This is a genomic window from Rothia endophytica (genome assembly GCF_039543885.1).
Taxonomy (GTDB): Bacteria; Actinomycetota; Actinomycetes; order Actinomycetales; family Micrococcaceae; genus Rothia; species Rothia endophytica.
Genome location: NZ_BAABKP010000001.1, coordinates 587,945 through 602,402 on the forward strand (window position 1 = coordinate 587,945; position 14,458 = coordinate 602,402).

General features: G+C 58.0%; 11 protein-coding genes. 8 read left to right on the forward strand and 3 right to left on the reverse strand.

Features of this window, described 5'->3' with window-relative positions; genetic code table 11:
• Positions 1-17 precede the first annotated feature (17 nt).
• The 3 genes from ABD982_RS02695 to ABD982_RS02705 form a co-directional block, all read right to left on the reverse strand.
• Complete coding sequence (locus tag ABD982_RS02695) at positions 18-1,160, reverse strand: glutamate--cysteine ligase (protein WP_345444404.1); 1,143 nt, start codon at positions 1,158-1,160, stop codon at positions 18-20.
• Between the two features lie 125 nt (positions 1,161-1,285).
• Complete coding sequence (locus tag ABD982_RS02700; protein WP_345444407.1) at positions 1,286-2,584, reverse strand: class I SAM-dependent methyltransferase; 1,299 nt, start codon at positions 2,582-2,584, stop codon at positions 1,286-1,288.
• Positions 2,585-2,608: 24 nt separating this feature from the next.
• Entirely contained in the window at positions 2,609-3,814 is a 1,206-nt protein-coding gene (locus tag ABD982_RS02705) for an MFS transporter (protein WP_345444410.1), read from the reverse strand.
• A gap of 242 nt (positions 3,815-4,056) precedes the next feature.
• Here ABD982_RS02705 and groES point away from each other — a divergent pair, with 242 nt between their 5' ends.
• From groES to guaA, 8 genes are all read left to right on the forward strand, one after another.
• Positions 4,057-4,347 carry a co-chaperone GroES gene (gene groES, locus ABD982_RS02710; RefSeq protein WP_251379206.1) on the forward strand — a complete coding sequence of 97 codons (291 nt, stop codon included), beginning with the start codon at positions 4,057-4,059 and terminating at the stop codon, positions 4,345-4,347.
• A gap of 54 nt (positions 4,348-4,401) precedes the next feature.
• A complete protein-coding gene (gene groL, locus ABD982_RS02715; RefSeq protein WP_251379205.1) occupies positions 4,402-5,991 on the forward strand; it encodes a chaperonin GroEL in 1,590 nt (529 codons plus the stop codon).
• A gap of 185 nt (positions 5,992-6,176) precedes the next feature.
• Entirely contained in the window at positions 6,177-8,312 is a 2,136-nt protein-coding gene (locus tag ABD982_RS02720) for an acyltransferase family protein (RefSeq protein ID WP_345444415.1), read from the forward strand.
• 59 nt (positions 8,313-8,371) lie between these two features.
• Positions 8,372-9,889 (forward strand): IMP dehydrogenase, encoded by a 1,518-nt coding sequence (gene guaB / locus ABD982_RS02725; protein WP_345444418.1) that lies wholly within the window; start codon positions 8,372-8,374, stop codon positions 9,887-9,889.
• A 60-nt stretch (positions 9,890-9,949) separates the two neighbouring features.
• A complete protein-coding gene (locus ABD982_RS02730) occupies positions 9,950-11,077 on the forward strand; it encodes a GuaB3 family IMP dehydrogenase-related protein (protein WP_345444421.1) in 1,128 nt (375 codons plus the stop codon).
• A gap of 94 nt (positions 11,078-11,171) precedes the next feature.
• Positions 11,172-12,122: an SURF1 family protein gene (locus ABD982_RS02735; RefSeq protein WP_345444424.1), complete on the forward strand. Its 951-nt coding sequence runs from the start codon at positions 11,172-11,174 to the stop codon at positions 12,120-12,122.
• A gap of 55 nt (positions 12,123-12,177) precedes the next feature.
• A complete protein-coding gene (locus ABD982_RS02740; protein WP_345444426.1) occupies positions 12,178-12,729 on the forward strand; it encodes a DUF3817 domain-containing protein in 552 nt (183 codons plus the stop codon).
• 74 nt (positions 12,730-12,803) lie between these two features.
• On the forward strand, positions 12,804-14,396 hold the full coding sequence (gene guaA, locus ABD982_RS02745) for a glutamine-hydrolyzing GMP synthase (RefSeq protein WP_345444429.1): 1,593 nt from the start codon (positions 12,804-12,806) through the stop codon (positions 14,394-14,396).
• Positions 14,397-14,458: the final 62 nt, after the last annotated feature.

Consider the following 14,458-nt stretch of genomic DNA (forward strand, 5'->3'; position numbering starts at 1 on the left):
CCTCAAGTATGTTTATGTTAAAGCTCTTGCGCCTGAGCCACCAGGTCATCGACCACAGCCCGCAGGTCTCCCTGGTGCTCGGCAGCAACCCGGCGCTGACGCTGGTAACCAGCACCCTCACGACACATCCGTTCAACATCAGCTAGTTCTGCGCTAGAGCCCAGGTCGCGGGCAACCGGCTCCAACTTATCCAGCAGACCCAGCACGTCCTCGGTGACCAGGCGTTCCTCGTTGCGATTATTCATGATGATGATGGCTTCAGTGCCATAGCGCGCTGCCCGCCACTTATTCTCCTGGGCATGCCAGGGGTGCAACGGTTCTACACGCCCACCGGCGTCCAATTGGCGGCTAAACCACTCCACCAGGCACTGCGTGAAAGCTGTCAGTGCTGCAATATCGCGCACCGAGGCAAGCCCATCATAGGCGCGCATCTCAACGGTCCCGTAGCCTGGCACCGGGCGGACGTCCCAGCGGTTTTCGCTGGGCTCGTCAATGACACCGGTTGCCAACAAATCATCCAGGTAGGATTCGTAGTCTTCCCAGGTCTCAAAGATAAAGGGTAGCCCACTGGTCGGCAGCTGCTGGAAGAGCTGGGCACGGTGGGAGGCGAACCCGGTGTCCTCACTTTCCCAGAAGGGGGAAGACGCTGAAAGTGCCAATAAATGAGGGTAAAAGTTGGTCAGCCCATTCAGTACCGGCAATGCTTTATCGCGCGAATCCACGCCGGTGTGAACGTGCACACCGTAAATAATCTGCCGTTTGCCCCAGAACTGGGAGCGGTCCAGCACCCGCTGATAGCGGTCTTTATCGGCGACCGGTTGCTCAAGGGCCCGTGAGAAGGGATGCGTTCCTGCTGAGAAGAAGCCTAACCCCAGACTATCGGTGACCTCTTTGAGGACGGACGCCGCTTCGCGTAGCTGGTCGGAGGCTTCGGCTGGGGTGCGGCAGATACCTGTCACCAGTTCAACGGTGTTATCTAAAAACTCTCCGGTGATATGGGGCTGCGTCTTGCCCGGCACCAGTAGCTGAGGGTGGTGCTCCTTGAGTGCCGTCAGCACCTCAGGGGCACGCGAGGACAGTTCGCGGGTTGCTGGGTCAACGAGAGCAATTTCCCATTCCACGCCAATGGTGGACTGCTCTGAGACATTAAAGGGCATCATGGGCGGCTCCGGGTGCTAGTCAGTAGGCTGTTTCTAGTCTAGGGGCTGGGTTAGGGTGGCGCCGAATTCTGCGTCATGAAAAAGACAAAAAACGATAAGGGACGGTTCACAGCGCACGGGCTGTCTTATAGTTGCACCGGGTTAGCGTGGATGGCCAGCCGCCGAGATTCAGCCCCGCTGCCCAGGCGCGTCAAAATCAAGGTGGCAGGAACCGCTGCCGCTCCCTTTTTCTTCTTAACCCCGGCCAAAAGCTTGGCACGCAAGTGCTCGGGCACAATATCGACCCCGCGTTTTTTGACGGTCAGGGTAGTGATGCCCTGCTCCTTAACCCACCGCTTGAGCGTCTTATCTTGCAGTGAAAGCACCTGCTGAACCGTATAGATCTGCGCTAAGGCGGTCTCTGCAGGGATTTCCATGGTTAGGTAGGCAATCTTTTCATCCATTAGCTGGGCACCCAGCTGATGAGCAAGATCAGAGACCAGGTGGGAACGCACCACCGCGCCGTCGGGCTCAGCGATGTAATTGCTGAGTTCTCCCACAAGGGGTTCGTGTTCGTGCGTTCCAGTGAGGTCCGGGGAGTCTTGGGACGAGGTAATCTCGCCCAGCAACTCCGGCTCTAAGGGGTGAGATGAGAGGACGCTGGCCGCCCGGCGCACTCCTGGGCGGGCGAGAGCATTGAACCAGAGCACCACCTCAACCACCGAACCGCCGTGGGACACCCATTCAGCTTCGCAGCCTTCGGGAATATGCTCGTGGGGCAGGCCGGGGCCCATCTTGACGCCCATGGGAATGCCGGTGGCCGCCAGCTTCTCTACAAAGGACAGGGGAGGGGAGAAAGCTTCGGGGTCAAAGAGCCGGGACGTGGTGGCGCCGCCTTCCACCTCGCGGCGGGCAGGATCTAGCCAGAGCGCCTCTACCGGTTGCCCCGAGACCGTGGTCAGGTTTTCTAGTTGCACTTCTTCTACATTGCCCACCAGCACCTGGGCGGTCTCAATACCCTGCAGATTATGGGCGGTGAAAGCCGCCGTTGCCGGGTCAAGCTCCACCGCTATCACCGCCAGACCGGCGGCGACAAAGGCGAGAGAGTCAGCCCCGATTCCGCAGCCCAAATCAGCTACCGAGCTGATACCTGCGTCCACAAATCTTTGGGCGTGACGCGCCCCCACCGCTGCCCTGGTTGCTTGCTCATAACCTGCCTCGGTCAGTAGCATCTCTGCAGCGTGCTCTCCAAACTTGTTGGCAGCCTGGGTACGGAGCTTTGCCTGGGTCAGCACTGCTGAGGTCTCTTCAGGGGTAAACCCCCTGGACCGTAGCGCACTCGCGGCGGCAAGGGCAGTATCAGCGGTGTAGGGGGTGAATTCGCGGACGGCGGCGAGCAGCTCTTCACTGAAAGGATGGGCTGGTGCTGGTGTAAAGCTAGTCATCGTTTCTTATTCTAGTGGTGCTATCTAACTGCGCCGGGAACCGGTAGGTAGTTTAGTAATCGGCTGAGTGGCAAGTGCCCAAACGGCTCCAAAGACGGTCAGAGATCCTACCAATATAAAGGCCGCCGGTAGGGCGAACGCAGTGAGCACAGCCGAAATACCCAAGGGACCACCCACAACAGCCACCTGGGAGAACATGGACCAGATGCTCAAGAACTTGGCCCTGCCGGTGTCCGGGCTAAGGTCAGCACCGATGGTCATATTGATACCGGAGCCCAGGCCGTTGCCCACACTCATGCAGATGAGGGCAAGGACGAAACCCCAGCTACCGTCCCAGAAGGGCACCAGCAGGAAGCCTCCGCCAAAGAAAACGAGGCACAGACTCAGGATAAAGGAACGACCTACCCGATCTTTCAGGTAACCGCCGGGGAACATGAGCACCATCTCCAGAGCAGAGCCCAGGGCAATGGCTAAGGAAATCTGGGCTTCGGACCAGCCCAGGTGCAGCCCCCAGAGGGCTACCAGAATGGGCTGGCTCACCCGGGCCACCGAGAGAAGGCTGACTCCGATGCCAGCCACGAAAACGGTGTTCCAAGTAACCGATAGTTGGCTTGTTTCGGTGGCTGCCCTGTTTTCTCTGGCCTGGGCAGTCGCCCGATCAAAGGTTGAATTAAAGCGGGGGATTCGCAGCAGTACCGTTGCAGCTAAAACCAGAACGATGGAGAAAGCAAAAACGGTCCAAAGAGGAAGCCAAATGAGTATGAGGGAACCGGCCAGCGGTCCGGCGAGGAAACCTGCTCGCTGTGCCCCGCCCAAGGACGTCATTGCCTTGCCTCGGTCCGTGGCGGCAACGGTCTCAGCCACCACAGCTTGGCGCGCCAATCCCCAGGCAACCTGGGCGGGCACGCGCAACAAATGACCGGCGATATAGAGGGCAATAGACCAGCCCGAAGGCACTGCAAGAGCCAGAATAGTCAGTGCCAGGGCGCCGGCTGCATTCAGGGTAGCCAGAGTCATGGCCCTCTTGTCGCCTACCCGGTCAATAGCTGCGCCCACCGGAACCGTACAAGCAAGCGCCGCAACGCCCGAGGCAGCCATGAGGAGGGCAGCTGCTGCAGGGGGTATTCCTATGTCGATGGCTGCAAGAATGATGAGAGGGGTGATAGCTCCCAGGGCTGCGGCAAAGAGGAAGGAGGGCACCAGCACCGGCCAAAAGAGAAGTTTGATCACGCCATTCCTCCTTGCTTATGGCTTGGCTCACTTTTGCAACCTCTTCATCATAGTCCCACCGCGGTGCGCTCACCGCGAAACCTGCTGGCTCGGTTGCCCCGTGAGCAGAGACGTTCTAAAGTTTTAGTTAGCACTTGACCGTTTAGAGTGCTAAATCTGTAGTCGGTGGCACCGCGACGACACCGAAGACAGTTTTAGCGCAGGTCAACCCCTAACGTTTACGCCCTAGAAGGAGCAAGAACATGGCTACCATCAAGCCGCTTGAAGACCGCATTGTTGTGCAGATCGTAGAAGCTGAGCAGACCACCGCATCCGGTCTCGTCATCCCCGATACCGCCAAGGAAAAGCCCCAGGAAGCTAAAGTTATCGCTGTTGGTCCCGGCCGCGTCGATGACAAGGGTAACCGCATTCCCGTTGACGTAGCAGAAGGCGATGTTGTCATCTTCTCCAAGTACGGCGGCACCGAAGTTAAGTACGGCGGCAGCGAGTACCTCATCCTTTCAGCACGCGACGTGCTGGCCGTTGTCTCCTAAGACCCTTTATCTTCTCAACCACCCTAGATAAAGACCAAAGGAGATAGAGGATTCATGGCAAAACAACTTGAATTCAATGATGATGCCCGCAAGCACCTGCAAGCCGGCGTTGATAAGCTCGCGAACGCGGTCAAGGTAACCCTTGGCCCCCGCGGCCGCAACGTTGTGCTCGATAAGCAGTGGGGTGCGCCCATCATCACCAACGACGGCGTCTCAATCGCTCGCGAAATTGAGCTTGAGAACCCCTACGAAAATCTGGGCGCGCAGCTGGCTAAAGAAGTTGCCACCAAGACCAACGATGTTGCCGGTGACGGTACCACCACCGCAACCGTCCTTGCTCAGGCACTGGTTGCTGAAGGTCTGCGCAACGTTACTTCCGGTGCAGCACCCGGTGAGGTCAAGCGCGGTATCGAGGCAGCAACTAAGTTAGTTTCTGAGCGTCTGCTAGAGAACGCTCGCGGTGTTGAGGGCGAAGAAGTTGCCCATGTGGCAGCGATTTCAGCCCAGTCACCTCAGATCGGGGAACTGCTCTCAGAGGCCTTCAAGAAGGTGGGCCAGGACGGCGTCATCACCATCGAAGACGGATCCACCACCGAGATTGAACTCGAAGTGACCGAGGGTATGCAGTTCGACAAGGGCTACCTCTCACCCTCCTTCGTCACTGACCCCGAGCGTGCCGAGGCCGTTCTGGAAAACAGCGCTATTCTGCTCTACCAGGGCAAAATCTCAACCGTGGCTGAAATTATGCCCGTACTTGAAAAAGTTGTTCAGGCTAAAAAGCCCCTGACCATCATTGCCGAGGACGTAGACGGTGAAGCCCTGTCCACCCTGGTCGTCAACAAGTTGCGCGGCAACCTAGACGTCGTTGCTCTCAAAGCACCCGGTTTTGGCGACCGCCGCAAAGCGATTCTGCAGGACCTCGCCGTTCTCACCCAGGGTACCGTTATTACCGGTGAATTGGGTATCACCCTTGACAGTGTCACCATGGACCAGCTCGGTGGCGCTCGCCGCGTCACCGTCACCAAGAACACCACCACCATCGTCGAAGGTGCCGGCACCTCTGAAGAGGTTGCTGAGCGCGTTGACCAGTTGCGCCGCGAAATCGAGCGCGTGGATTCCGAATGGGACCGCGAAAAGCTTAAGGAACGCCTGGCAAAGCTGTCCGGAGGTGTCGGTGTCATCAAGGTCGGCGCTGCAACCGAGGTTGAGGCCAAGGAACGTAAGCACCGTATTGAGGACGCAGTCTCCTCCACCCGCGCAGCCCTTGAAGAGGGCATTGTTGCCGGTGGCGGTACCGCCCTGGTGCACGCTCTGGCTGCACTGGATGGTTTTGAAGCTGGCTCCCGCGATGCCCAGGTCGGTGTGGACATCGTCCGCCGCGCCCTGGTCCAGCCTCTGCGCTGGATTGCTGAGAACGCTGGTGAGGACGGCTACGTAGTGACCTCTAAGGTCGCTGAGTTGCCCATCGGTCACGGCTTCAATGCGGCAACCAGGGTCTACGAAGACCTCATTGCCCGCGGCGTCATTGACCCGGTCAAGGTGACCCGTTCAGCTCTGGAGAACGCGGCGTCCATCGCTGCCCTGGTGCTGACCACCGAAACCCTCGTGGTCGAAAAACCTGCTGAGGAAGAAGACAACAAGTAGCCCCTTCTTTTCTCAGGGAAAACTGCCCGCTATGGTCTTAGCCACCGTAGCGGGCAGTTTCGTGTTTTCTCAAGCTGATGCTCAGGATGGAGCGGTAAACTTAACCCTTTATGGATTGCGCCAGTACCACCTCAGCGCCCCAGCTGAGGCGCCATGCTGGCTAAAGAGTAGGGAGGGAGTCTGCCTTGAGTGGGCACGCAGTGATGAACCACCACACCAGCACTGGGCAGAGCCGCCGCATCTATTCGAGCGACCGCTCCTGGCGTCCTGAAATTCAAGGTCTACGCGCACTCGCCTTGCTGCTCGTTGCCGCCTACCATTTCTGGTTTGGTCGGGTATCGGGCGGTGTGGATGTTTTTCTCTTCATCTCAGCTTTCCTGCTGACCGGTTCTTTTGCTCGCCGTATTGAAAGCGGAACTTTTGCCGCCGGTGGTCTTTTTCCGGGGCTGAGGGCTGTTTTTGCCCAGTGGGTGCACACCTTCAAACGACTGCTGCCCCTAGCCGCCATTACCGTTGCCCTCACCCTGCTAGGTACCTATTTTTTTATTCCTGCTGAGCGCTGGCTGAGCATCCTTGATGAGGCGGGCACCGTGGTGCTCTACCAGCAGAACTGGTGGTCCATTGATAACGCGGTGGACTACTATGCCACTGATAGCTCGCAAGCATCTCCTCTGCGTCATTTCTGGTCCCTGTCGGTGCAGGGGCAGATTTACCTGCTCTGGCCACTCATCTTCCTGCTGGCTGCACTTCTGATTCGAGCCTTAAAGGGTAGGGGAGTGCGCGCTGTTCTCATTAGCATTTTTACATTGATTTTCGCGGTATCGCTGACCTACTCCATCCGTGAGACTGAGTCCAGCCAGGTCACTGCTTACTTTGATACCTGGGCCAGGCTCTGGGAGTTTGCGCTGGGTTCTCTGGTGGCCCTAGTGCTGCCTCTGCTGAAGTTGCGCCGTACCCTACGTGCGGTGATGGGCTGGGCGGGCATCATTGCCATTATTTCCTGTGGCTTCGTTCTGGACGTTAACGGCAGCTTCCCGGGGTATGTGGCGCTCTGGCCCACCCTAGCCGCCGCCTGTGTGATTGCTGCTGGAAATACCGGCACTAGATTTGGCCCTGAAAAACTGCTGACCGCCAAGCCCCTGCTGGCTCTCGGTGGCTTTTCTTATGCCCTTTACCTGGTGCACTGGCCCATTCTGGTCTTCTATCTCTCCTATACCCAGCAGGAAAAGGCGGGTTTTCTTGCCGGTATGATTTTGCTCGTTCTCTCCATGGCGCTTGCCTGGCTACTGACCCGCCTCGTTGAAAACCCTCTGCGCACCTGGAAGCTGCCCAACCGCTCAACCGTTACGGGGCTAGTTATGGTGGGAGCCTGCCTGCTCGTTGGGCTTATGCCCGCCCATGCCTGGACATCTTCAATTCACCGCCAGGCGGTGCAGGCTGAGGCTAACCGTGCTATCAATAACGTGGGCGCTGCCGTGCTTGATTCAGACTATGCGTACGAGGGGGACCAGGATGCCCCCGTCATCCCCATTCGAGCGGTATTGGACGCTGACTGGGCCGAACTGGGTGATTCCTGCGCTCAGATAAAACCTGAGATGTCGCTCACCGAAGAACTGGCGGGTAGCTGCACTGTGCCGGTAGCCAATGAAAACCCCACCCGCACGGTAATGGTGGTGGGCAACTCGCACATGCAGATGTGGCTCACCGCCCTGCGCCCACTAGCTGAGAGCCAGGGTTGGGAGTTGATTGCCAATATTCGCCCCGGCTGCTTCCTGACTGAAGAAGATAATGCCTCCTTTGCCAGCGGCGCTAACTGCGATGAGTGGGCGCAGGCGTCCTGGGAATTCATTGATACCCAGAACCCTGACACTGTCTTTGTGCACGGTACCCGCTCGCTTGCCGATGAACCTGATGTGCTCTTCACCGGGCTTGAGCCGCACATCGCGCAGCTGACCGAGCAGGGGACCAGCGTCATCGGTGTGCGGGATACACCGCGTATGTCACAGATGCATAAGGACTGCATGGACGCTTTTGGGGGCGCTGATGATTGCATTATGGGCCCGGGCCAGGACGTTCTGGACGACCCCCAACTTTCCTTCCAGGAGAGCTACCCCGGTTTCGCAGCGGTCAACCTGTCAGATTTAGTCTGCCCAGATAATGCCTGCCCACCGTCTATCGGTAATGTCTATACCTACTTCGATTATGACCACATCACCGCAACCTACATCGAGACCTTGGGCGACTATTTTGACCCGCGAGTGCTGGATGCCGTAGACCGGGCAGATGCTGCCCTGCAGCCCTCACTCGCGCAAGACGGCTAACCCGACTAAGATTGACAGCAGTGTGCCTCACCTACCCTTTGAAAGGTAATGAAACTTTCATGACCACCCCCACCGCCCTGAGCGAAGACCCCTTTGGCTTTATCGGACTCACCTACGATGACGTTCTGCTATTGCCAGGTAACACCGACGTCATTCCGTCAGATGCGGATACCACCACCCGCCTGACCAAGCGTATTTCGATTGCGTCGCCCATTATCTCAGCAGCTATGGATACCGTGACCGAGTCAGCCATGGCGATTGCTATGGCCCGCCTGGGCGGTATGGGCGTTATCCACCGCAACCTTTCCATTCAGGATCAGGCCGACCACGTGGACCGTGTTAAGCGTAGCGAATCGGGCATGATTACTAACCCCGTGACCGTTGGCCCCAATGCTACGTTGGCAGAGCTGGATGAACTCTGCGGTCACTTCAAGGTTTCGGGCTTGCCCGTGGTGGACGAGTCCGGTGTGCTGATGGGTATCATCACCAACCGTGACACCCGCTACCTGCCCGAGTCCACCTTTGAAACTACCCTGGTTCGCGAGGTTATGACCAAGATGCCCCTCATTACCGGGCACGAGGGGATGAGTAAGGACGAGGCTTTTGCCCTCCTGGCAGATAACAAGATTGAAAAGCTGCCCCTTATTGACGAGGCCGGCAAACTCACCGGTCTGATTACCATCAAGGATTTCACCAAAACCGAGCAGTACCCCCGCGCTACCAAGGACGACGAGGGTCGCCTGCGCGTGGGTGCCGCCATTGGCTTCTTTGGCGACGGTTACGAGCGAGCCATGAGCCTGGTAGAAGCTGGCGTTGACGCACTCTTCGTGGATACCGCCAACGGCCACTCCCAGGGTGTGCTCGATATGATTTCCCGCTTGAAGAAGGACCCCGCCGCAGCTCACGTAGATGTTGTGGGCGGCCAGGCCGCAACCCGCGCCGGTGCCCAGGCCATCATCGATGCCGGCGCCGATGCTGTTAAGGTGGGCGTAGGCCCCGGTTCCATCTGCACCACCCGCATTATCGCCGGCGTGGGCGTCCCCCAGATCACCGCAATTAATGAATCAGCTAAGGCAGCCATTCCTGCAGGTGTTCCCCTGATCGCTGATGGCGGCATGCAGCACTCCGGCGAAATTGGCAAGGCACTGGTAGCTGGTGCGGACGCCGTCATGCTCGGCTCCCTGCTTGCTGGCACCGCTGAATCCCCCGGTGACCTGATTTTTGTGAACGGTAAGCAGTTCAAGGCTTACCGCGGCATGGGCTCCCTGGGCGCTATGCAGTCTCGCGGTGGTAAGAAGTCTTTCTCTAAGGACCGATACTTCCAGGCGGATGTATCCTCCGAAGAAAAGCTCATTCCTGAAGGTATCGAGGGTCAGGTTCCCTTCCGCGGCCCCATCTCCTCTGTGCTTCACCAGCTAGAAGGCGGTCTGCGCCAGACCATGTTCTACGTGGGCGCCAATACCGTTGAAGAGCTCAAGAACCAGGGTAAGTTTGTGCGCATCACCAGCGCAGGCCTGAAAGAATCGCACCCCCACGACATCACCATGACCGTTGAGGCGCCCAACTACCGCCGTTAAAGACCCGGCACACCAGCTGATATTGACCGAGCAGGCTCACAGCTCGGGGATAAGGAAACCATGACTGATCTTCAAATCGGTATGTCCAAGCGCGCTCGCCGCACCTACTCTCTCGATGAGATTGCTCTGGTGCCAGCCCGCCGCACCCGCGACGCCAACGACGTCAATATCAGCTGGCAGATTGACGCCTTTAAATTCGATACCCCCATCATCGGCGCCCCCATGGATTCGGTCATGTCACCGGCGACTGCTATTGCCCTAGGCAAATTGGGCGGCTTGGGCGTGCTCAACCTGGAAGGTCTCTGGACCCGCTACGAGGACCCCCAGCCCTACTTCGATGAAATCACCGCCCTGTCGGGGGGCGATGCTTCAGCAGCTACCCGCCGTATGCAGGAAATCTACGCCGAGCCCATCAAGGCTGAGCTGATTACCGCTCGACTGGCTGAGATCCGTGAATCGGGCGTCATCGTCGCAGGCTCCTTGACCCCTCAGAACACCCAGGAGTTCTACGAGACAGTGGTCAAGGCAGGCGTTGACCTCTTCGTCATTCGCGGCACCACCGTTTCAGCCCAGCACGTCTCTGCTAACCGTGAACCTCTTGACCTCAAGAAGTTCATTTACGAGCTGGACGTGCCCGTTATCGTCGGTGGCGTCACTGGCTACACTCCCGCTATGCATCTGATGCGAACCGGCGCTGCCGGCGTCCTGGTTGGTCTTGGCGGCGGCGCAACCCTGACAACCCGCCGTGGCCTGGGCATCCAGGCTGCCATGGCAACCTCAATCTCTGATGTCGCCGCAGCTCGCTCAGATTATCTGGACGAATCCGGCGGCCGCTACGTACACGTGATCGCGGACGGTTCACTGGGACGCTCCGGGGACATGATTAAGGCGCTCGCCATGGGTGCGGACGCCGTCATGGTCGGTGCACCCCTGGCCCGCGCTGAAGAAGCACCGGGTAAGGGCTGGTACTGGGGTAATGAGGCGCATTCAGTAGACTTCCCCCGCGGAGTGCGCACCCAGCTGGGCACCGTAGGTTCCCTCGAAGAGGTGCTCTACGGCCCCAGTGCACATGCTGATGGTACCGCCAATATCGTCGGTGCACTGCGCCGCGCACTGGCAACCTGCGGTTATACCGACCTCAAATCCTTCCAGCGTATCGACGTTAACGTCACCCCCTACGTCCGCTAACATCTCACACCCCCGCACCCCACCGCCTCGACGGTGGGGCGGGGTTTACGGTGAGAGGCTTTTTGACTTTTCCTACTTCTAAGGCTGAGATTCCTTGCTGAAACTAGCATTCACCCCTCGCTGGATAGGCGGCCTGTTGGCCGTCCTGGCTCTAGTGACTGGCTTTGTGCTACTCAGCTCCTGGCAGCTGGGAGCTTCTACCCAAGGGCGGATTACTGCTGATCCTGCTAAAGATGTGGTGCGGCCTTACTCCCAGATTCTTGAACCCGGTGGCTATCTAGATGCCAGCGAGGTCGATACCGTGGTGGAGGCGACCGGCAGTTACGTCTCGGGGTCCTCATACCTGGTGGAAAACAAGCTGAATGATGGCACCCGGGGGTTCTGGGTGGTTTCCCTCTTCGAACCGGTTGATACTGACACCGTGACCACCAGCTTTGGGAATTCACCGCGAGGCATTGGGGTAGCACGAGCCTGGACGCCGGTGGCTGAGATTCCAGCGGAGCCAGAGGGCGAAATCACCATCGCCGGTAGGATAGTGGGCAATGACCCGCCCATCAACAGCAACCTGATTGCAACCGATGGTGCCGAAGACCTGAAGGTTATCGGTTCTGCTAATTCTTCTTACCTCACTAATTTGTGGAACGCTCCGCTGTTCAACGGGATACTGGCCGTAGACTCTGAGAGTCTGGGGGATACGCCCCTCACCGAGCAGGGCACCATTGAACCCACGGCAACCCTGCTGGAGCAGGGGGAGAACTTGCTCCCTATCAACGCCCAGCAAGTTACCGATGAGACAGTTGACTGGCTCAATATTTTCTATGCGGTGGAGTGGATAGTTTTTGCTGGCTTCGCGCTCTATCTCTGGTGGCGTTTGCTCAAGGATGCCGTTGAGAAGCATAAGGATCCGGCTCTCTACTTCGAGTACGAGGGGGAGTACTGGGTCGATGAAGCAACCGGTAAACCTTACTATTACGACCCCGCCGATGATGCCTACTATTTCTTTGACGAAGTGGCCTCATCTCCGGCTAACCAGGGGAAGCCTTAGGCTGGCGTCCCTGTCTCATCTTTTCTTCAACCCTCGACCGACCCGAAAGCTGACCATGAGCGAAAATTCCCGCCCTGTTCCCACCCACCGCGGTGACGGTAAAAAAGTGACCCTGGCTGATGGTGCTGTGACCGCAGGGGCTAAAGGTGGTTTCACCGTACGTAAAAAGTTCGGTGGTACCGAGACCCAGATCCGCGGCGCCCTCACCTTCTACAAGTGGTGCGCCTGGATTTCCGGTACTTTCTTGCTGCTGCTTGTTGCCGAGATGATTAGCCGCTACGTCTTTGGCTATGACCTGGTCGCCGGTGGCACTGATGCGCAAACTGGTCAAACCGTAGCCCTGGGCTGGCTCAATCTTGAGACCGGTAACCTCCACGGCGGGCTCAATATCTCTACCTGGATTCTGATCATTCACGGTTGGTTCTACGTCATCTACCTCATCTCTTGCTTCCGTCTCTGGCTGCTCATGCGCTGGGCTCTACCCCAGATGATCGTGATGGCGCTCGGTGGGGTTGTTCCTTTCCTCTCCTTCATCGTGGAACGTCGTATCTACCGCGAGACTCTAGAACTGCTGGCTGCTAACCCTCAAGCCACCAAGCGCTACTAGGCGCCGGTGCCCACCGGTCTTATCTGTCATAGAATAAATACAAACACTCACTGATCAACCGAAAAGGTACATGCGTGACTACTCATAACCCCCTCGAGGAGCTAGAACAGCGCCCGGTACTGGTCGTCGACTACGGCGCTCAGTATGCGCAGCTCATTGCTCGCCGGGTGCGCGAAGCCGGAGTTTACTCCGAACTGGTGCCCCACAACCTGTCCACCGAGAAAATGCTGGCTAAGAACCCTGCAGCTATCATCCTCTCGGGCGGTCCTTCTTCGGTCTATGAGGAAGGTACCCCCAAAGGTGACCCGGCCCTCTTTGAAGCTGGAGTGCCTGTTTTCGGTATTTGCTACGGCTTCCAGGTCATGGCACAGACCCTGGGTGGCACCGTCGCTAAGACCGGCCTACGCGAATACGGTGCCACCGATGCCGTTCTCTGTGCTGAGGATTCTTCCTTCCTGACCGGCACCCCCGCCACCCAGAATGTCTGGATGTCCCACGGCGACTCCGTTTCTGAGGCTCCCGAAGGTTTCCGTGTGCTCGCTCAGACCCCCGGTGCTGCTGTTGCGGCTTTCGTGGACGAAGAACGCAAGTTCGGTGGTGTGCAGTGGCACCCCGAGGTCAAGCACTCTGACTACGGTCAAGTAGCTCTTGAGAATTTCCTCTTCAATGTTGCTGGTCTGGAAAAGACCTGGTCTACCGCAAACATTATCGAAGAGCAGGTCGCTAAGATCCGCGAGCAGGTGGGCGAAGACCGCGTCATCTGCGCACTGTCAGGCGGCGTTGACTCCTCCGTAGCTGCCGCCTTGGTCCATAAGGCTGTTGGCGACCAGCTGACCTGTTTCTTCATTGACCACGGTCTGCTCCGTGCCGGTGAACGTGAACAGGTTGAAGAAGATTACGCCACGACCATGGGTATCAAGGTTGTCACCATCGACGAGTCTGAGCGCTTCTTGGGCGCACTGGCCGGTATCACTGAGCCCGAAGCCAAGCGTAAGGCTATTGGCCGTGAGTTCATTCGCTCCTTCGAAGCTGCCCAGCGTAAGCTCATTGAAGAAGCCGGTAATGACGGCGCTGACATCAAGTTCCTCGTTCAGGGCACGCTTTATCCTGACGTTGTTGAGTCTGGTGGTGGCGAAGGTGCAGCTAACATCAAGTCCCACCACAATGTGGGCGGTCTGCCCGAGGACATGCAGTTTGAGCTGGTTGAGCCTCTGCGCACCCTCTTTAAGGATGAGGTACGCGAGATTGGCCGCCAGCTCGGCGTTCCCGAGAAGATTGTTGCCCGTCAGCCTTTCCCCGGCCCTGGTCTGGGTATTCGCGTGATTGGTGAGGTCAGCAAGCACAATCTGGACATTCTGCGCGCTGCTGACGCTATTGCCCGTGAAGAGCTGACCAAGGCTGATATGGATGACAAGATCTGGCAGTGCCCCGTTGTTCTGCTGGCGGATGTTCGTTCGGTGGGTGTACAGGGCGATGGTCGTACTTACGGTCACCCGATTGTGCTGCGCCCTGTTTCTTCTGAGGATGCGATGACTGCTGACTGGTCGCGCTTGCCGTATGACTTGTTGGCTAAGATTTCTAATCGTATTACTAATGAGGTTTCTGAGGTTAACCGAGTGGTCTTGGACGTGACCTCGAAGCCCCCGGGAACGATTGAATGGGAATAATCTGATTTTCCGCCCCCAGGCGGAATAGAAAATCAGATTATTCGGCGAGCATAGCGAAGCGG

What these genes read in the sequence shown, in the direction of transcription:
- groES (WP_251379206.1), top strand. Translation starts at nt 4,057, where the DNA reads ATGGCTACCATCAAGCCGCTTGAAGACCGCATTGTTGTGCAGATCGTA.
- ABD982_RS02730 (WP_345444421.1), top strand. Translation starts at nt 9,950, where the DNA reads ATGACTGATCTTCAAATCGGTATGTCCAAGCGCGCTCGCCGCACCTAC.
- ABD982_RS02740 (WP_345444426.1), top strand. Translation starts at nt 12,178, where the DNA reads ATGAGCGAAAATTCCCGCCCTGTTCCCACCCACCGCGGTGACGGTAAA.
- groL (WP_251379205.1), top strand. Translation starts at nt 4,402, where the DNA reads ATGGCAAAACAACTTGAATTCAATGATGATGCCCGCAAGCACCTGCAA.
- ABD982_RS02695 (WP_345444404.1), bottom strand. Translation starts at nt 1,160, where the DNA reads ATGATGCCCTTTAATGTCTCAGAGCAGTCCACCATTGGCGTGGAATGG.
- guaB (WP_345444418.1), top strand. Translation starts at nt 8,372, where the DNA reads ATGACCACCCCCACCGCCCTGAGCGAAGACCCCTTTGGCTTTATCGGA.
- ABD982_RS02700 (WP_345444407.1), bottom strand. Translation starts at nt 2,584, where the DNA reads ATGACTAGCTTTACACCAGCACCAGCCCATCCTTTCAGTGAAGAGCTG.